Below are 17,067 nucleotides of genomic sequence, written 5' to 3'. Positions count from 1 at the left end.
AGGAGAAATCAATGAGATTCAGATTGACCGTCGCAAGCCTGCTGGCATTCGCTGCCGCCCCGGCCTTCGCACTGGACTGCAGCGCAGGTTTCCGTGCCTTCGACCACGCACTTGGCGAAACCTGTATCCCCGAAAGCCCACAGCGCATCGCCAGCCTGCGCGATGATAGCATCACAACACCCCTTATGGATATGGGAGCACCGGTATTTGCGACGATCTCACGCGATGGCGAAGGCGGACCACGATGGGTACGGGGTGCCGCGGACATCTTTGGCTATGACAGTGTGGAGGCCACCGGCCTGATCGACCTTGGCGGCCATAACCCACTCGATGTTGAGGCTGTTGCGGTCGCCGGGCCAGACCTGATCATTCTGCGCACCTACCAGCAGGACGCAATTGATCAACTTCAGGCCATCGCACCGGCCATCGTGATCCCTGATGACATGGCCTACTTTGACCATATGGAGTGGCTGGCCGATGCGGCGGGCATGACAGCAACATTCGAGGCCGAGCGTGCCGCCTACCAGGCCCGTATCGACACAGCCAAAGCCCGGATCGGTGATCCTGGCGCTATTGTCGTCTCCCGCTTCGATATGTGGGATGACGGCCTGTGGTACTACCCCAATTGGGGTGCAATTGATCAAGTCATCAACGATATCGGCTTTAGCAAACCCGCCCTGCAGGCCCAAGAGACTGAGGGGTTCAACGGGATGAGCGTCGAACGCGTTCAGGAATTTGATGGTGATCTGATGCTGGCCAGTATCGCACCACGTTGGGGTCAGACCGAGACGATGCTGGCCGACCAATGGGATAGCGTTGCACCCTTCTGGCGAGAGCTTGATGGCGTGAAATCGGGCAATCTGTTCTGGTACGAACGGGACATCATGGTCGGCTACACGTTCGAAAGCCTCAACCGGTCGGTTGAGCTGTTGACCCTGCTGACCGCCGGACGCGACTTTAACTGACCCGCACCAGCCAGCCAAAGGCACCCTCCCCGCCTTAGCCAGCCTTTCTTGTCACAGAAAGGACAGACGATGAAACCACGTCACATCATGGCCGCCGTAGCATTGACCGCCACACCAGCGCTCGCCCTGGAATGTGAGACCGGAATGCGCCCCTTCATTCATGCGGCTGGGGAAACTTGCATTCCCGCCGATCCGCAAAGGATCGTCACCTTGCAGGACCAAAACGCGCTCTTGCCGCTCATGGAATTGGGCGTGTGGCCGGTCGGTTCCGCAGGTGCCACGACGCAGGATGGTGAAAACATCTTTCGCCGCATGGAAGGCTACGACACAACCGGGATCACATGGGTTGGCACCTATGGCGGCCCTCCAGGTGTGGAAGAGGTCGCCGCGATGGAGCCTGACCTGATCGTCGCGTCACCCTGGCCGCCAGAGGCGCCAGAGCTCTACGGTGATATTGCCCCGGTCGTTGTCATCGACATGTTCGACCAACCGCTGCCTGACGCGCTCTATCAATTCGCCGACCTCGTCAATCGCACCGACCGCGCGAAAGAGCTTGAGGCCGAACTGAACGCCCGCATCGCCGAGGTGCGCGACGCACTAGGACCAGCACTGTCCGCAACAACCGTTTCGTTCCTTACAGCGCGTCTGGACGATGGGCAGTTCTACCCGGCCAATCCCACGCAAGCGATGGGCGTGATCCTGCGTGGTCTGGACCCCATACGCCCGGCTGCCGAGCAAGGCTTGGGCAGTGAGCGCGAATACAGATCGATCGAAACGATCGGCGATCACAATGCAGATGTGATGTTCCAACTGGTTTTTGATGCGGACAATCTGGGCTTCAGCAGTTCGCATGACGAATTCCTCGCGCATCCCCTGGTCGGAGCGACCGAAGTAGGCAAAGCGGGCCAAGTATACCAGCTGAACGGGTCAACCATGGTCGGCTCCGCCTGGGGAAAGGTGATGAACGGGTTGGATCAGATCAGCGCGGTCCTGCTGCAGCACGACCTGAACCGCGATCTGGTCGCGGAGTAAGACATATCGCAAGCCAGCCCCATGAGGCATGCCAACCGTTTCATCAGGAAAGGACAGTGAATGAGAAATTCCATACGCTTTGCCGCGCTTGCGGCTTTGGCCGCATCACCCGCCTCGGCGCTTGACTGTGACGCCGGGTTCCGCGCCTTCACCCATCTTCAGGGCGAAAGCTGCATTCCCGAAAACCCGCAGCGTATCGTATCGCTTGGCTCAAAAAACGTGACGGTTCCGATGATCGAGCTTGGCGTCATGCCAGTCGGCAGTCAGGGCACGCTGCCCGATGGGGGAGAACCCATCATCCGCGCCTCGGCCACATCCACAGGCGTGGATTTTGGCAACTCAGACATCGCTTTTGTCGGTGATAACCCGGTCGATCTTGAGGCTGTTGCCGCTCTAAACCCTGATTTGATCATCTGGCCGGATTGGCAGGACGAGGTCAGCATAGATCAACTGAAGCTGATCGCGCCAACGGTGACTTATTTCACGGATTCGACACTGCACGAGGCGCAGGAATTCTATGCCGCGCTTTTTGACAAAGGCGATACACTTACTGCCAATCGCGCCCGCTACGATGCGCAAATTGCGCAACTAGCGTCGCTGGTGCCTGACGATACGTCCTATGCCATCATTCATGGCGGTTCGGACGGTTTCTGGACCTGCACACCCTACGGGAACCTTGATCTCATCTTGCAAGATGCCGGGCTCAACCCTGTAACGTACCCCAATAATCCTGCAGCTGGGGATTGTCCCACCTACTCCGCCGAAGAACTGCAGGCCTTTGACGCAGATTGGGTATTCACCACTTATCGGACGGATCGTGGCCAAATCCCGCAGGATGCGATTGACGCGATGGAGGGCGCGTTTCCGGGTTTTTGCGATGTCCTGAGCGCCTGCCAGCAGGGCCGCCTGATCCCCATCCCGCGCGAAGAGATCACAACGCCGTCTTACGATGCAGTCGGCGGGGCGATCTTTATGCTTACAACTGTGCTGTCCAACCCGTTTTTACAGCCAGAATAGCGTCACGCCGCGCACCGCGTCAGGTGCGCGGCAATGTCTCAACCTGACATCTCCATTTATTCTCGACAGAAATACTCGGAAAATGTCATAGTGCCCACGGGCAAGCCAGCGAACCTTCCACATCCAAGCTAGTTCTGAAAACACATCTGGAGAGTTCGATGAGACGGCTGACCTTTGCTGCTGCCCCCACCCCACTGATGACTGTCGCCCCTGCCCGGGACGGTAAGACAGGTTTCAAGGCGTTCACGCACTCGGAAGGCGCGCAGGCCATCTACGCATGGAAGCCTTCACCGAAATCACTGGCCAAAGTAGGCTCAACAGAGACCCCGTGATCGAATGACCCATATTCCCCGCGACCTACAGACGACAGCAGCAACGCTTGTCCCGCTTGAGGGTGATTTTTCGCCCGTTCTTCATCTGACCGGCGCCACGTCTTCTGGCGTGAACATGGCAAACCTATCCGATGATTGCGTGCGCCGTCTGATGGCCGATGCCATTTTGGATGAACCGGGTGGTGACGCGAAACTTGCGGCAGCCTACCTGATGGGCACAGTGTCTTGGAGCATCTGTGAACCACTCGCCGGATTGGCTTTGCGCGGCCTCTGGCTGGCCGCCGCAAGGTCAGAAGCGGTCAGCCTGATGCAACGGTTTGTGCATTGGGAGGAGGACGGAGAGAAAGGCGTCAGCCTTGCGTTCGACGTCCATATCGATCCGGATCGGGCCGCTTTTGTCGACATGCCCGCCCTGCCCGGCTTGGCCACGACACTGGAGCAAATCCATACGCCATTAATCGATCGGCTCTATGTACTATCCGGACTGTCGCGCGCAGCCCTCTGGCGGCTTGTCGCGGACAGCCTTGCGGCAGCGTTCCTTGAGCATGGTCGCGCGATAGGCCAGACAGATCTGGCGATGTCCCATGCACGGAACATCATACGCGACAAAAGCTCCAGACTTTTCAACAAACAGACAGATTTTGCATGGATCGACCTGCCAGAGGCACCGGAGACAGGCGACTGGATGCGCGTACGCGGTGGCTGTTGCCGCTACTACACGGCACCCAGAGAGGACGCTGACTACTGTACGACCTGCGTGCTACGATCCGACGAAAGCCGCCGCGAACGCTACCGCAATTACCTGCGCCGCACGCGCACAGAAGGTTAGGCGAAGTCATCTACTTGCGGCAGTCAAATGATGGGTGGGACTTTCAAAATATGCCTGATTTCGCGCGGCAGACCATCATGCTTTCTTCTGGACCCGCAACCTTTCTGCAGGTTGGATCGGATCATCATAAAACCGTTCTATTGCTTCATGGCGGCGGTCTTGATTGCGCAAGCCTGTCATGGCGGCTGTTGGCACCTGAATTGGCCAAACACTACCATGTCATCGCCCCAAACTGGCCCGGCTATGCCGGTTCGGCAGCGCTAGGGCGACCCTACACAATTGCCGATATCGGGCATTGGCTGATGCGGTTTCTTGATCACCAGAAAATCGACAACGCTGCCATGGTCGGTATCTCAATGGGGGGTGGTGCCGCGCTTTGGTCAGCGATCAACCACCCAATGCGCGTCAACGCGCTGATACCGGTCGGTACGTATGGCGTGGCCCCCCGCGCGCCATATCACCTGTTGTCGTTCTTACTGACGCGATTGCCGTTGAATGCCATCTCATACGCAGCGATGCGACGATATCCCAGTTTGCTGCGGCGCGCTGTCGCAGGACTTTTTGCTGACCCAAACAAGGTGACGCCTGAACTTGTTGCCGAGGTCAGCGACGTACTTGCGTCAGCAGACAATGGCACGCCCTTCACGCATTTTCAGCGGGGCGAGATGACCGCAAGGCGCCTCCGCTCATTTTACAGGGAAGACCTCCATCGCATCGCGCAACCCACTCTTTTCATTCACGGGGCGCAAGATGCTCTCGTTCCTCTTGAAACCGTTCAGATGGCGGCAAAGCAGATGCCGCACGCAAAACTGGAGGTGCTTGATGTTGGACATTGGCCCATGCGCGAACAGCCAGAACAATTCAATCGACTGGTGAGCACATTCTTGGATTCACTCAACAACTAGCGCGCACCGGTTGCCCATCGCGGCACAAGCCGTGGCGTCTTTGCGGCATAGTTCGCCCATGCAGCCCCAAACTGGTCAGCCATCATCCGTTCTTCCGGGCCGATGCGGATCAGATATAGCGCGGTAAATGCCACCAAGCCAATTGGCCCCGCGATCCAATTGGTTAAGATCAGAGTCTGCCCAAGCGTGATCAGGAAAATCGCGCTATACATCGGATGGCGGATCCGGCTGTAGATACCATGCGTGATCAGACGATGCCCTTCACGAACTTCTAGATGCGCCGACCACATCGGACCCAGATCAGCATGGGACCGCCAGAACAGATAGACGCCAATGACTGCCACAACTGCTCCGATGGCCAACTGACCGGGCACAGCCGTGTAGGCCGCGAAATCCAGCAATGGCGTCGCCAGTGTCAAAAGCGGGAGGAAAATCATCCCAACACCGACAACCCCGGCAAGTGGGCGTTCGCGCTTGGCATCGCGCTCTTCCTTGACCTCAAGCGATGCCCCTTGCGTCAGTACCATGCGGACCGTGTACCATGCGGCCATGACCACGATGAACAAAGGTGTTGCATAAGGCGCGTCGCGCAAAAGTGCGAAACCTGTTGCTGCAAGCATGATCAGATAAGGAACCAGATTGCCGACCATCGTCGTTCTCCAACGCTTTGTTCCGATGGCTGGCGCAGTATGGCTGGCGCGTAATTTGACATACCTCACTTGCGAACGATTCTCAAATACCGATTTGCCTTCTGCAAACCATGTTAGCCCAATGCCTGACTGGCCAAAGCAAAGGCAGGCGGTAGATCATCTGCACCAATCCGCATCGCTGTGGCAGGTTCAACCTCGATGAGGCCATGCGCAGCCAACCACGGCGACAAGCCATGCATGGCGGGCGTGTCTATCCGCAAAAACTGACCCGTATAGCGGTCAAGGAAGAGTGCAATAAGCGCCTTTGCTGTCAAAGTGTCAGATGCGACGACCGGACCAATGACACGGCCCATTCCGAACGCGCGGCAGAGCGCGTAACCCGCCAACTCTCCCGACGCATCCGTTGATATTGCAACGTCACTAACCGTGACCAGCGTTTCCAAGATGTGGGAGCGTTGCAAACCGGTGACCCTTTGATCAAACTGCATGATCTGCGAGGCGACATAGCGCCCTGCAAGAACCGCATCGCTGGTTTCGCCTGTGCCCCGCGCAATACCCTGGTTCTGGCAAATCACCCCCACATCGCGAAACCCGGCACCCTGGTAAAGCGCCATGCCCTCTGGCGTCGCGTTCAATCGCAGCGTCTTGCCGGTGTTGGCCGCCAAAGCCGCTTGCATCAGTCTTGTTCCACCCCCCTGCCCCTGCAGGTGTTTTGGCACCATCACCATGCCCAAAGTCGCCGCATCAGCCCCAAGCGGCCACCACATCACTGTGCCAGCCAGCGCGCCATCACGCTGGATTTTCAATCCCGCCCCGATCCGCAGCATCAGCGCCCAGTCTTCTTGCCGATGAGGCCAACCAAACGTCGCGGACAGGGCCGCTGCGGCAGACACATCCTCTCGCGTTAATGGGACAACGTCGGTTTTCGTATCCATGCGTGTCGTCATGCCGACACCGCAGTCAGATGTATCGTTTCTGGAGGGACATTGATCGTCAGTTTCATCGCCACATCATCCGCGTTGACGCCCTGGCTAATGATCTGACTGGGGCCGTCACAGGCTATTATTGGCGCACTGATTGTCAATCATGAACACGCGTGTCATCTGGCGCATAGACCATGATCAGTGCATCAGCAATCGGACCTTTACGACGGTGCCAGACGGATTTGCGCAATGTCGAATGCACAAAGCCAAACCGCTTATAAAAACGGATAGCACCGGAATTGTCCGCAGCGACCGCAAGCCAGATTGGCAGTGGCAAGCCGTCTCTGGTCACAGCGTCCAACACCGGCCCAAAGAAACGGCCCCCTACCCCGTGGCCCTGAATTTTGACGCCGAACTCTTCTACCTTTGTCCCTTTTGCTGTCTGGGTGAGCCAACAAAACCCGCACCGTTCCGCATTTTCGTCCCAGATAAGAACCTTGCTCTGCGCGCCAGCGATCGCGGCATAAATGGTGTCTTCAGAATAGGCTTCCAACTTGTCCCAATTCTCTGGCGCATTAAGGATCGACTGGATCAGAGGGATATCTGCTGGATCAGCAAGGCGTAACATCGAACGGTCTGTTTATATCATAATGCATTGAAAACATGCCAGAAATAGTCATCTGGTTGCAGAGTTCAGCCGCTTCATCACCTCGTTAAGCGGCATGGCCCGCACACCACCCTGCCCCGGCACTGCGCGGTCACTGGCATAGACAAGCAATCGTTCAGTCACGTTCAGTTCCTCTGCGGCAATATGGAACCCGCGTGTGACTTTCGGGCTGGTCGTTCGCTTGACCTCGATCGCCCATAATGCGCCGTCTGGCAGTTTCAAAATCAGGTCAATCTCTGCCCCGGCAGATGACCGATAAAAGCTCGCCTCTGTTCCCCGAGGGGCAGCTGCGATCAGGTTTTCGATGCAAAAGCCCTCCCAGGATCCGCCGACAACAGGATGGCCCAGCAAGGCTTCTGTCGTTTCAATTCCCAACAACGCATGGGTGAGACCGGCATCGCGGATATAGACCTTAGGTGATTTGACCAACCGCTTTCCGGTATTGGCGTGCCAGGGTGGTAAGCGCCTAACCAACATAAGGTCGACCAAAAGATCCAAGTACCGCGCCACACTTTGGCCAGAGACGCCGAGGCCAGCGGCAAGTTTGGCCGCATTCAATAACCCGCCCTGTTCATGTGCCAGCATTGTCCAGAAACGGCGCAAGGTTTCCGCAGGGATGCGCAGACCAAAGGCCGGAATATCGCGTTCCAGATACGTGCGGATGAAATCGTCACGCCAGGTGAGGCTCGTGCGGTCATCAGCCGCCAAAAAACTGTCTGGGAACCCGCCCCGGAGCCAAAGCTGCGCCAAGGCCCCCTGCCCCACTTCGTCCAGCATGAATGGTGTCAGCTCATGATAACTCACGCGCCCGGCAAGGGATTCCGCACTTTGCTGCAACAGTGTGTTTGAGGCTGACCCCAGCAGCAAAAACTGCCCTGTCCGATGCCCTGCCCGCCGGCGCCGATCGATCTGCCCTCGCAGCGCGCCAAACAGGCCCGGCATCAACTGCACTTCGTCTATAACAACCAGCTTGCCCGCCTGTTCGTCCAGATAAAGGTCCGGCTCTGCCAATACCTGCCGATCTGCCGCCCGCTCCAGGTCAAGATAGACGGCATCGCGGGCTTCTGCGATGTCCTGTGCGAGCGTTGTCTTCCCCACTTGGCGTGGGCCAAGCAGCACAACGCTAGCCTGGGTTGCAAGCGCCGTTTCAAGACGGTTCAGGTGATGTCGCGCGATCATACCTTGCATTTATGCCATCACATGGAATATTTGCAAGGTTTCAAGAGACAGATCACGCCGCGATACCATTTAAGCGCCCAAAGAAACTCCGCTCCAAATGCAGCTCCCCTGCCTCGGCTTTTGCCACCATACCCCGCAGATATCCACCAGGAGAGTTCACTTCGCCGCTATGAACTTTCTCAAATACCAGTGCGAGCGCGGCCGCGGCCTGTATCTTACCCATCTGCTGCTGCGCGGTGGTCCAGGCGTGGTCTGATACCCCAATCATAGGCCTGAGTTCGCCCGCAACGCGCACAAAGTCACTCCAATCCCGCAGATAGCCACCCATGTTGTGCGCCCAAGAGGCAAATTCAGGACAAGCCTGTAAGAGGACTGGCAGTTCAACACCAAGCATTACTTTTGCGTTGCTTATCTCGCCCGCTGGCGCATCATGAGCAACCTTTGCCGGTCTGGGTGCATCGGTTTCGCCTTCCTTATTTTCTAAGGAATTACTGTTTACAGAATGAAGTTCACTTGTAATTAGTATGTGCGGTTCAGAAATGGCCTCTCTGGGGTTCATTTTTGTAGAATTTTGTTGCGGCGATATCGAGTGCGGAACAGGTTCACTCTTATCAAACACAAGCGCCTCAACCTGCTGCAGCAACTCAGAAAGCGCTGACGCCATCGCCATTAATGCGTCAGACCCAACTCTGGCGCCTGGAAGGCGGCTTAGAAGCGCTTCAAAGCTCTTTTGTAGGGATATCCACCCCCTGCCCTGTTGCCGAGCCTCCTGCGCCGCCACAAGCCGCGCACGGATGCTCCGCCGCAGAACCGTGATCTTGCGTTTGAGCCGCTGACACAAGGCCCGCTCAGCCGCCAGCTCGGCGGCGATTGCTTCGAATGTTTCAACCTGCGCTGCAAGCGGCGACAGATCAAAGCCATAAGCCTCGACAATGAACCCTTCGGCGTCTCGGCGACCCCAGCGTTTGCCATTAGGGCTATCCTCGAACGAAATCATCCGGGTTTCCGCCAAACGCCGCGCATGCCGCTTGAGCGTCGACAACGAAAACCCGGTCTGATCCATCAAATAGGCGTTTGACGCCCACACGATCGGGCGCTGTCCTTCGGTCCAATCCTGCGGCTGTGTGAAGGCCGCCAGCGTATCAAGCAGTAAAAGATCTGCGGCCTTCAGCCCGATATGTGCCCCGACACGCTTTGCAGCGACCACAGCGCGTGTCTTTGTCACCTCTTGTGCCGCACCTTCATCCGCCAAACGCGTCGCATTGATCAAACCTGCGCTGGCTTTGCGCCAGCCAGCGTTGTTCTGCGCCCCCGACGACGCAGTTGCCCTTTGCGGGCCTGTTCCAACATGTTCCATTTTGTTTGCACGCCTCAAAAACCCGTTCGCCCAAGGGCGTTTTTTGTTGTCCGGTGATTCGCGGGGTGCTATGATCGCAGTGTCAAAACAATCTGCGCTTTCGCGCTTAGCCCTCGGAACCCCGGTTTCGGGGGTTTTCTTATGCGTTATCCTCCTTGTCTGCTCATCACCTCATTTTGCGAGTTAACAGCTGTTAACCCGCGCTCATCCTCCGGCCTCTTTTTTGAAGGTCTCGTAGGATTCCTGCAGCAGACGGTCGATATTGGCATCGATCCAGTCCGCAAATTCTCTCGTTTCACCATGACGTCTGACAGTCAGCGTCAATGATGATTTCGTAGTCTTGACCGCCGTCCCCGCAACTGGAGACCGCTCTATCGGTCGCGCGTCATCCGCACCGCGCTGCGACAGCGTTTGCAGTATCGCCTGTAGCCGCTCATCTGACGTGGTCTCCACAGGCAACTTCGCAAGCACTGCCAAACACCCATCCTGCGTCAACTTTTCACTTTCCAACGCTGCCGCAAGTGCCATCCACTTTGGACGCCCAGAAGCCGGCGCAGCCCCGATCGCAATACCAACTGCATCAGGGATCAAACGCGCGACACGCTCAAACTGCGACAGGGAGTTTTTGCTGATCGACAAGGCCTGCATCGCCGCGTCCCGACTATGCCCCTGATCAAGGATCGCCTTCACAAAGCGGGCACGTTCGTAAAAGCTCAGATCAACGCGCGCCGCATTCTCCAGCCCTTTGGCCATGAGCGCTGCGCCGTCGTCCAGCGTCCGGATTAGCGCCTTGACGGGAACACCAAGCTGCTGACAGGCCAAAATACGGCGGCGGCCATAGATCACCTCAAACTTGCCGTCCTGGCTCGGCGCTGGCCGCAACAGCACCGGCACCTGCTGCCCGCTGGTACGAATGCTTTCGGCCAGGTCCTGCACCTCTTCTCCGTCAGAGTGAACAGCTGTTAACTCCAATCGATCCGCTGGCCCCCAGGGCAGGATCAGGGCCGTTTCAATCTCTTGAATACCACCAAGCCCTGCCCGCACAGACCCAACCGTACCCCGTGGCAACGACCGATGCGCACGCGCCGCAACGTCCGGTTCCGCCTGTTTTGCTTTTGGTCTCTTCAACGGCGCTTTGCCTTCGGTTGCCGCCTGGATCGCCGCCATGATGCCGGCCTTGTTCTTGTCGAGTGCCATTATGTGCGCTCCCATGCTTTCTGAACCATGTCAGCGACATCCGCCCCAACCGCATCCATGCTGGCACGTGCGCGATCATAGGTGCTGCGCGTCATCTCGGACCGCGCCACCTCATAGATCGACATCTTCAACATCGCCGCATCGCCAATGGCCGTGCTGCGCAAGGCCGTTGACGCAATGATGCGATCCTGAAACAGCGCGCGCATCAACGACACGATCTGCTGGCTTGGAATATCGCTTGGGTCATCTCTTGTGATCAGAAAGGAAAAGAAGTCCTGATCCATGCGCACGCCCGTATCCTCGATCACACCCAGATAGGCCGAAGTCATTTCGATGAATTGCTGGGTCGAGGCGAGGTCGAGCATGCTGGGCGTCATCGGCACAATCACCGATGTCGCGGCATAAAGACCGGTCAGCGTCAGAAACCCGAGGGCAGGGGGGCTGTCGATGATCACGACGTCATAGTCAGCCTCAACTGGCGCAATCACATCGGCGAGCCGCTCAAAAAACGCAGTACCACGACCGGCATTCACCGCCGTTTCAGTTTCAAACTCGCTCAGGATCAGGCGGGCAGGGGCCAGATCAAGCCCCGGAAAATACGTATCAACGATCACGTCCGAAAAGGACAGGGGGTCTTCATAGCGCAGCGCGTCATAGACCGTCGGGCCGTCAAACTCCAATTCGGTCTGCAGCCCGCAAAAGCCCGTCAGGCTGCCCTGCGGATCAAGATCCACCGCCAACACGCGGTAGCCATTCAGCGCAAAGTAATGACACAGATGGATCGCAGCCGTCGATTTCGCCGAGCCACCTTTGAAGTTCATCAACTGGATAATCTGCAGTTTGTCACCTTCACGCCGCCCCGGAAGATACTTCCCTGGCGAGCGAGAGGACGCTTCCAAAACCTCGCGCATCTGCCAGATCTCAGCTCCGGTATAAAACCGGCGTCCATTTCTATTCTCTGCCGGTTCTGGTAATGACCCATCGGCATGGCCTTTACGCAGAAACTGGCCCGATACACCCAACAGCTCTGCCACCTCGGTTGCACTGAACAACCGCAAGCTCTTACGCTGATCTGGGGCGTAAACCTGTTGTAAATGCGTGGACAGCGCAGTGCCAAGCCGCTCGGCCATTTCGCGAGTGACATCGGATTGCGAACCCGCGGCGATCGGTCCTGTTTGGAACATGGTTGCTGTTTTCCCGCTCTTTGTTGCTTATTTGCGCAACTTCAAAACAGTTAGGGCGTGATTCACCATGCTAAGTCAAGGAAATTGTCCACAATTTGGCGCGGGGCAGGGACATGCGTCAAGATATAGCGGTTACCGGCCCGGAATGACGAGCTGCAACTGCCGCAATTCGAGTAAAGACCGTGCTATTCCGGCGAGCAGCCCAACCAAAAGCCCGCCAAAAAAGATGCTTGATTTTTCCTTATTAAAACAGTCAGGATACAGCATAAGATCATATCGCCCTTGTCGAGCCCTGATTTCAGAATTGCCAGATAGGACGCCATCCTGATGCAAAAAAGGTTTCGACATGCACCAATCCAAAAGCCAGTCCCATTGTGGTCGGCGCCCTGACCAAAAAGAAATCCTGCGCACCGATGCACGGTTCGATTACACAGAGGATCACATCCTCACGATTGCGCGTTTCTTTTTTCAATCCTTTGCAAGCCCGCAATCGCATGCATGGCTCAGGGCATCCGATATTGCCCAAGCAGCCTTCGGTGATGAGATAGGACCGATCATCGCCGCGCGCCTTGTCGACGTTTTGCGCAGCGTGCGCGAGGCACGGCGATCTGTCTTTCATTTCAACTCACCGGTCTGCGATGGCTGTGCTGCCATTGTCAGCGAACATGAGCGACGCCTGATGGGCGCGCTGCAGGCGGTACGTCGCGGAAATGCGGGTCGCGCGCAGACGGAATTGATGATGCTCTGCGAAGGGAACAACATCACCCAAAGCCTGGGCGCGATCACGCGGTTGTCGGTGATGCTGCCCATGGCGCAAATGCCTGCCGAGGTGCCTGCCGATGTCTAGAGCTCTGATTGATCTGTTGGCCATGGATGCGTTCGCCCAGCGGACCGGTGTGGGCCTGAACCCCCGGTTGCGCGCCGCGATTGAAGCGGACATACGGTTTCCGGCGAAAAGAGCAGGTCCAATCCCTGAGATTGCACCGGACGACCTGCCAGAGGACATCGCTCTATTCCGACAATGCGATGCCGCAGCCAGGAAAAAGGCATGAAGGCCATGCATGCCGATATGGCCCCGCGCGCAGAGCAGCTTGATGCGGCCAGCAAGGCGCTGCTACCGGTGATGCGTCATTTTCTAAACGCTTACCTTCATCCAGAAACACTGGGATGGCGCACCGGCTTTGCCACAGCGACGGGCACTTGGGGGGAAGCAAGGGGGCTGGCTATTGCCAACGCTGTGCAAACGTTCCTGTCAGCCGTTTTGCTGAACCGACCGGTGCCGCTACGCTACAACGATCCGCTGGATGTAGACGCGCGCAAACACCTGACGACAGATGAGGTTGAGCTGTTGGCGCTAATCGCGGCCATGCGCGCTGACAAGACTGACCACGCCCGCACCATCATCGCCCATCTGACCGGCGGTTCGGTCAAGGCGGCAGTTGTACGGACGGGTCTGTCGCTTGCCACGACACTCGACCCGACAGCGGCACGGCCCGCGCGAACAAAGCGCCCGGTCTTGCGCGCCGTGACATGATTGATCTCATCCCAGCAGCTGCGCAGGGTTAGAAAAGGAGGAGGCCATATGAAGCTGACCACGAAAGGCCGCTATGCCATGGTTGCCTTGACTGATCTGGCATTGGAGGCGCGCAGTCACCCGGTCAATCTGTCTGAATTGTCCAAGCGTCAGGATATCTCGCTGACTTATCTGGAACAGCTTTTCGTGAAACTGCGCCGTGCTGGACTGGTTGTCTCGGCCCGCGGACCTGCTGGGGGGTACCAGCTGGCGCAGGCCCCATCAGATATCCGAGTTGTCGATATTCTGGCCGCAGTGGATGAGACCGTATCGGCGTTGCATACCGGCGCAGGGGTGTCGGGCGGGGCCTCTGGTTCACAGGCGCAATCCATGGCCAATCGGCTTTGGGAGGGACTGAGCGCGCATGTCTATGTGTTCCTGCATCAGGCGCGGTTGTCTGACGTCGTTGGCAACGATCTGGCCCCATGTCCGGCGGTTCCGGCGTTGTTCGAACTGGTGGATCAGACCTGAGAAAACATGGGTTGCGGCTGGTGCTACTGGGTGCTACCATTCCGTTATGACCGTTAAATCCTCTATATCTTTAACCGACCAGCAGGATAGTTTTGTCCGCCATTTGGTGGCCGAAGGTCGATATGCCAGCGCCAGCGCAGTGATCCAGAAAGGTCTTGATCTGTTACGGCAGCAAACCGAGGCTGAAATGGCAGATACTGCCGCGCTAAAGGCTATCCTGGCAGAACGTGCGGCAGGTGCATTCGTAGATGCAGACACGATGCGTCAGCAACTTGATATGATGATTGCCCAGAGACAAAGCGCCCGTGTGGCGGATTGAATTTGCGGCGGATGTCGGACACGACTTCGCGCTGATATTCGATCATCTGCTTGCAGCCTATGTTGATTTTGGCGATCCGGGCGATGTCGCGCTGGACCGTGCCGCAGTGCGCATCAGAGCCATTCAAGCCGACGCGGAAAAACTGGCGGAATTGCCGTTCCAGGGGACATTGCTCCATGACATCGTGCCGGATGTTCGATTTGTCAGACGCAATAACGCGGTCTTTTGGTTTCGTCCCGATGCGGAAACGGAAGTCGTCCGCATCTTGGCGGTGTTTTTCGGCGCACAGGATCATATCCGGCATATGATGGTGCGCATATTGGACCGCAAAGCGCCGTAGTAGCTAACCCAATGACACCAGATGATTGTCCCATTGCAGTGATGGCGTGTCCCGGCTGCGTTGGGTCAGCAGATCAACCAGCTGACCGGTGCCGGTGGTGATGATGGCGCCGTCTGCAGTCGCAGCCGCACCGCAGGCATCAGTCAGGTCCACTTGGTCAAGCAACGCCAGCGTTTTTGCGTCATAACGCTGCACACGACCGCCACGCGGGGATGTTGCGATGATCTGCCTACCCTCACCGGTGAAGGTGATGCTGCCGACATAGCCCTGCATCTGACGTTCGGTTGTATGGGTCAGTTTTGGGGCGGTGCCGCGTCGATGCAAGCCGACCAGTGGCGAGGCAGGGGTGTCGCCTTGCCATTGCATACCAAAGGCAACCGTCCCGTTCTGCGCGACCGACAAATGCCGAATTGAGTTCTTGTGGTGGATTTGGTCGAGTTCCACCGTTTCGACCACCTCGCCATCGGCGATGTAGGCAAGGTTAGGTCGCATGGTCGGGATGTTCAGCTTGGTCCGTCCGCTGTCAGGATGCGTATCGATCCCACCATTGGCGACCACCAGGACGTCGCTGTCGGGCAAGCGTTTGATGTCATGCGGGCCGATCCCGCCACTGGCGAACTCGCCTGCGCGGGCAAATCCGGCGGCGGCATCCCAGACCCCAACACGGCCCGCGCCTGTGTCGTAGTCATTTTCGGTTGTATAGAGCCATGCGCCATCCTGGCTAAAGACACCATGCCCGTAGAAATGGCGGCCCTGTGGCGCATCAAGTGTGGCCCTTGGCTGTCCTGTGCTGCAGTCAATCACTTGGGCAAAACGCCCCGGACGGCGGGCAAAGGCCACGGCAAGCGGTCTTGTTGGATGGCCTGCCGCCGCGTGCCCACGGGCGGGCAAGGGAATCTGGAACAGCACCTGCAGCGCGTCGCTGATGCCACAAAGAACGTAGGTTCCGTCATCGCGCAAGGCCGCTGACAAAAGGGCCGGCGAGCCCGCATCAGCCCAGCTTGGCACGGGCGAGAGCCCGGTTGCCAGAAGCCCGGCGATGAACTGCCGCCGGTTCGCCATTTCAATCGCCGTCAAGGGCGTTGAAGCCTGATGCCACCCCAAGGCTCGGGCCCAGTTCGTTTTCGGCGATGGCACGGATTTCTTCAACGCGGCTGCGGATCGCCTCCACCTTGATGCGTGACGCAGGGTCCGCGACACCGGCGAAGGCAGGATCATCGAGGGCGGCGATCTGTGTCAGCGCGCGCGTGAAGGCGGCATTCAGGCTCTCCTGCAACGCGGGATCATCGGCAGAAAGGCGGCTGCCAAGATCGGCCAAGCTTTCAATGGCGATGGCCACATGCCGCGCGGAGCGGCCTGAGCGCCAGGCCTCGGCCCGGCGGGGGCGGGGCTGGTCAAAGGTACCCAAGGGGCGGCCCAACCGCGCCTCTGACGTCAGTTGCAGGCCGGTTGTGAGCGCTTTGAAAAGCTCTTGCATCGCTTCCAGATCGGTGCGGTAGATGCCATCACCGGATGGGTTGGTCAGTAGCGCTGCGTAACCATCGTCCCAATCATTGGCGATGTCTTGCGTCAGATTGGCGATGTCCGCGGCCACTGTCTGGACAAGCTGGCAGCGATAGCCTGCATTGCCTGCTGTGCTGATCGTCTCGTCATAAAGCAGGAACTCCATCGCGTAGAACCCGCGTGCTGCGATGGACATGTCGCGATAGGCATCGGCACTTTGCGCGATGGGATCTTCATCGCGAAGCAGGGTGCCAAGCGCTTTGGGCGTCGCACCCCGGCTGTCGGGCCAAAAGGAAAGTGCAAATGCGCGGTCGTCGGTCTCCGATGGACCAAAGCGCATGTGGCTGACAGCGATCCAGGCATCAAAAGCGGCGCCATAGGCCATGCGCAACGGGTTGGAGGTTGCCGCGCAATCCGTCGCGGCGGCATCCGACAGGGCCTTCCCTGCCTCTGCCAAAGCATCGTAGCCGGGCAGGACGTGATTGTTGACGATATCAGCGGTGATGCTCTGGGCCGCCACAAAGCCGGGCAGGATGGCAAGAACGCTGGCGGCAAGAAGGTGTTTCATAGGCTCTCCACAAACCGGATCAGCGCGTCCCGGTCTTCTTTCGACATCTCGATAAC

20 protein-coding genes are annotated in these 17,067 nt (G+C 58.0%); 11 read left to right on the top strand and 9 right to left on the bottom strand.

Annotation, left to right across the window (positions count from 1 at the left end):
* The first annotated feature begins 11 nt into the window (after positions 1-11).
* From SLH49_RS20745 to SLH49_RS20725, 5 genes are all read left to right on the top strand, one after another.
* On the top strand, positions 12-965 hold the full coding sequence (locus SLH49_RS20745) for an ABC transporter substrate-binding protein (protein WP_320271056.1): 954 nt from the start codon (positions 12-14) through the stop codon (positions 963-965).
* A 69-nt stretch (positions 966-1,034) separates the two neighbouring features.
* Entirely contained in the window at positions 1,035-1,997 is a 963-nt protein-coding gene (locus SLH49_RS20740) for an ABC transporter substrate-binding protein (RefSeq protein ID WP_320271055.1), read from the top strand.
* A 60-nt stretch (positions 1,998-2,057) separates the two neighbouring features.
* A complete protein-coding gene (locus tag SLH49_RS20735; protein WP_320271054.1) occupies positions 2,058-3,014 on the top strand; it encodes an ABC transporter substrate-binding protein in 957 nt (318 codons plus the stop codon).
* A 336-nt stretch (positions 3,015-3,350) separates the two neighbouring features.
* Positions 3,351-4,175, top strand: coding sequence for a (2Fe-2S)-binding protein (locus tag SLH49_RS20730; protein ID WP_320242284.1), 825 nt, complete (start codon positions 3,351-3,353; stop codon positions 4,173-4,175).
* Between the two features lie 77 nt (positions 4,176-4,252).
* Complete coding sequence (locus SLH49_RS20725) at positions 4,253-5,080, top strand: alpha/beta hydrolase (RefSeq protein ID WP_320271053.1); 828 nt, start codon at positions 4,253-4,255, stop codon at positions 5,078-5,080.
* Here the strand turns inward: SLH49_RS20725 and SLH49_RS20720 are convergent.
* The 7 genes from SLH49_RS20720 to repA form a co-directional block, all read right to left on the bottom strand.
* Positions 5,077-5,730 (bottom strand): protein-S-isoprenylcysteine O-methyltransferase, encoded by a 654-nt coding sequence (locus SLH49_RS20720; RefSeq protein ID WP_320271052.1) that lies wholly within the window; start codon positions 5,728-5,730, stop codon positions 5,077-5,079. The two genes, SLH49_RS20725 and SLH49_RS20720, sit on opposite strands and share 4 nt — an antisense overlap.
* A gap of 113 nt (positions 5,731-5,843) precedes the next feature.
* On the bottom strand, positions 5,844-6,665 hold the full coding sequence (locus SLH49_RS20715; protein WP_320271051.1) for a GNAT family N-acetyltransferase: 822 nt from the start codon (positions 6,663-6,665) through the stop codon (positions 5,844-5,846).
* A 145-nt stretch (positions 6,666-6,810) separates the two neighbouring features.
* Positions 6,811-7,281: a GNAT family N-acetyltransferase gene (locus tag SLH49_RS20710; RefSeq protein ID WP_320271050.1), complete on the bottom strand. Its 471-nt coding sequence runs from the start codon at positions 7,279-7,281 to the stop codon at positions 6,811-6,813.
* A gap of 48 nt (positions 7,282-7,329) precedes the next feature.
* A complete protein-coding gene (locus SLH49_RS20705; RefSeq protein WP_320271049.1) occupies positions 7,330-8,508 on the bottom strand; it encodes an ATP-binding protein in 1,179 nt (392 codons plus the stop codon).
* A gap of 43 nt (positions 8,509-8,551) precedes the next feature.
* Positions 8,552-9,856 carry a plasmid replication protein RepC gene (gene repC, locus SLH49_RS20700; protein WP_320271048.1) on the bottom strand — a complete coding sequence of 435 codons (1,305 nt, stop codon included), beginning with the start codon at positions 9,854-9,856 and terminating at the stop codon, positions 8,552-8,554.
* 204 nt (positions 9,857-10,060) lie between these two features.
* Positions 10,061-11,053 carry a plasmid partitioning protein RepB gene (repB, locus tag SLH49_RS20695; protein WP_320271047.1) on the bottom strand — a complete coding sequence of 331 codons (993 nt, stop codon included), beginning with the start codon at positions 11,051-11,053 and terminating at the stop codon, positions 10,061-10,063.
* The gene (gene repA / locus SLH49_RS20690; protein ID WP_320271046.1) at positions 11,053-12,237 is read right to left on the bottom strand and encodes a plasmid partitioning protein RepA; all 1,185 of its coding nucleotides are present in this window, start codon (positions 12,235-12,237) and stop codon (positions 11,053-11,055) included. Before repA ends, repB begins: the two co-directional genes overlap by 1 nt.
* A gap of 346 nt (positions 12,238-12,583) precedes the next feature.
* Here repA and SLH49_RS20685 point away from each other — a divergent pair, with 346 nt between their 5' ends.
* Genes SLH49_RS20685 through SLH49_RS20660 form a run of 6 tightly spaced genes read left to right on the top strand, consistent with a single transcriptional unit; the run spans position 12,584 to position 14,940 of the window.
* Entirely contained in the window at positions 12,584-13,084 is a 501-nt protein-coding gene (locus tag SLH49_RS20685; RefSeq protein ID WP_320271045.1) for a hypothetical protein, read from the top strand.
* Positions 13,077-13,289 (top strand): hypothetical protein, encoded by a 213-nt coding sequence (locus SLH49_RS20680; protein WP_320271044.1) that lies wholly within the window; start codon positions 13,077-13,079, stop codon positions 13,287-13,289. The genes SLH49_RS20685 and SLH49_RS20680 overlap by 8 nt, the downstream gene beginning before the upstream one ends.
* Positions 13,286-13,771, top strand: coding sequence for a hypothetical protein (locus SLH49_RS20675; RefSeq protein WP_320271043.1), 486 nt, complete (start codon positions 13,286-13,288; stop codon positions 13,769-13,771). The genes SLH49_RS20680 and SLH49_RS20675 overlap by 4 nt, the downstream gene beginning before the upstream one ends.
* A 48-nt stretch (positions 13,772-13,819) precedes the next feature.
* Positions 13,820-14,281: an Rrf2 family transcriptional regulator gene (locus tag SLH49_RS20670; RefSeq protein ID WP_320271042.1), complete on the top strand. Its 462-nt coding sequence runs from the start codon at positions 13,820-13,822 to the stop codon at positions 14,279-14,281.
* Between the two features lie 46 nt (positions 14,282-14,327).
* Positions 14,328-14,600 carry a type II toxin-antitoxin system ParD family antitoxin gene (locus SLH49_RS20665; protein WP_320271041.1) on the top strand — a complete coding sequence of 91 codons (273 nt, stop codon included), beginning with the start codon at positions 14,328-14,330 and terminating at the stop codon, positions 14,598-14,600.
* Positions 14,587-14,940: a type II toxin-antitoxin system RelE/ParE family toxin gene (locus SLH49_RS20660; RefSeq protein ID WP_320271040.1), complete on the top strand. Its 354-nt coding sequence runs from the start codon at positions 14,587-14,589 to the stop codon at positions 14,938-14,940. The genes SLH49_RS20665 and SLH49_RS20660 overlap by 14 nt, the downstream gene beginning before the upstream one ends.
* A gap of 3 nt (positions 14,941-14,943) precedes the next feature.
* Here SLH49_RS20660 and SLH49_RS20655 read toward each other — a convergent pair whose 3' ends face one another.
* Complete coding sequence (locus SLH49_RS20655; RefSeq protein ID WP_320271039.1) at positions 14,944-16,002, bottom strand: DUF1513 domain-containing protein; 1,059 nt, start codon at positions 16,000-16,002, stop codon at positions 14,944-14,946.
* A 1-nt stretch (position 16,003) separates the two neighbouring features.
* Positions 16,004-17,067 (bottom strand): imelysin family protein (locus SLH49_RS20650; RefSeq protein WP_320271038.1); only part of this gene is annotated, 1,064 nt, incomplete at its 5' end.

Origin of the sequence: Cognatiyoonia sp. IB215446 (assembly GCF_033963825.1) — a bacterium.
In the GTDB taxonomy this organism is placed as follows: domain Bacteria; phylum Pseudomonadota; class Alphaproteobacteria; order Rhodobacterales; family Rhodobacteraceae; genus Yoonia.
This window is presented reverse-complemented; position numbering and strand designations above follow the sequence as displayed.

Bases quoted from the DNA above. Each gene is read 5' to 3' on its own strand.
- SLH49_RS20745 (WP_320271056.1), top strand. From the start codon at position 12: ATGAGATTCAGATTGACCGTCGCAAGCCTGCTGGCATTCGCTGCCGCC.
- SLH49_RS20740 (WP_320271055.1), top strand. From the start codon at position 1,035: ATGAAACCACGTCACATCATGGCCGCCGTAGCATTGACCGCCACACCA.
- SLH49_RS20735 (WP_320271054.1), top strand. From the start codon at position 2,058: ATGAGAAATTCCATACGCTTTGCCGCGCTTGCGGCTTTGGCCGCATCA.
- SLH49_RS20730 (WP_320242284.1), top strand. From the start codon at position 3,351: ATGACCCATATTCCCCGCGACCTACAGACGACAGCAGCAACGCTTGTC.
- SLH49_RS20725 (WP_320271053.1), top strand. From the start codon at position 4,253: ATGCTTTCTTCTGGACCCGCAACCTTTCTGCAGGTTGGATCGGATCAT.
- SLH49_RS20720 (WP_320271052.1), bottom strand. From the start codon at position 5,730: ATGGTCGGCAATCTGGTTCCTTATCTGATCATGCTTGCAGCAACAGGT.
- SLH49_RS20715 (WP_320271051.1), bottom strand. From the start codon at position 6,665: ATGGATACGAAAACCGACGTTGTCCCATTAACGCGAGAGGATGTGTCT.
- SLH49_RS20710 (WP_320271050.1), bottom strand. From the start codon at position 7,281: ATGTTACGCCTTGCTGATCCAGCAGATATCCCTCTGATCCAGTCGATC.
- SLH49_RS20705 (WP_320271049.1), bottom strand. From the start codon at position 8,508: ATGCAAGGTATGATCGCGCGACATCACCTGAACCGTCTTGAAACGGCG.
- repC (WP_320271048.1), bottom strand. From the start codon at position 9,856: ATGGAACATGTTGGAACAGGCCCGCAAAGGGCAACTGCGTCGTCGGGG.
- repB (WP_320271047.1), bottom strand. From the start codon at position 11,053: ATGGCACTCGACAAGAACAAGGCCGGCATCATGGCGGCGATCCAGGCG.
- repA (WP_320271046.1), bottom strand. From the start codon at position 12,237: ATGTTCCAAACAGGACCGATCGCCGCGGGTTCGCAATCCGATGTCACT.
- SLH49_RS20685 (WP_320271045.1), top strand. From the start codon at position 12,584: ATGCACCAATCCAAAAGCCAGTCCCATTGTGGTCGGCGCCCTGACCAA.
- SLH49_RS20680 (WP_320271044.1), top strand. From the start codon at position 13,077: ATGTCTAGAGCTCTGATTGATCTGTTGGCCATGGATGCGTTCGCCCAG.
- SLH49_RS20675 (WP_320271043.1), top strand. From the start codon at position 13,286: ATGAAGGCCATGCATGCCGATATGGCCCCGCGCGCAGAGCAGCTTGAT.
- SLH49_RS20670 (WP_320271042.1), top strand. From the start codon at position 13,820: ATGAAGCTGACCACGAAAGGCCGCTATGCCATGGTTGCCTTGACTGAT.
- SLH49_RS20665 (WP_320271041.1), top strand. From the start codon at position 14,328: ATGACCGTTAAATCCTCTATATCTTTAACCGACCAGCAGGATAGTTTT.
- SLH49_RS20655 (WP_320271039.1), bottom strand. From the start codon at position 16,002: ATGGCGAACCGGCGGCAGTTCATCGCCGGGCTTCTGGCAACCGGGCTC.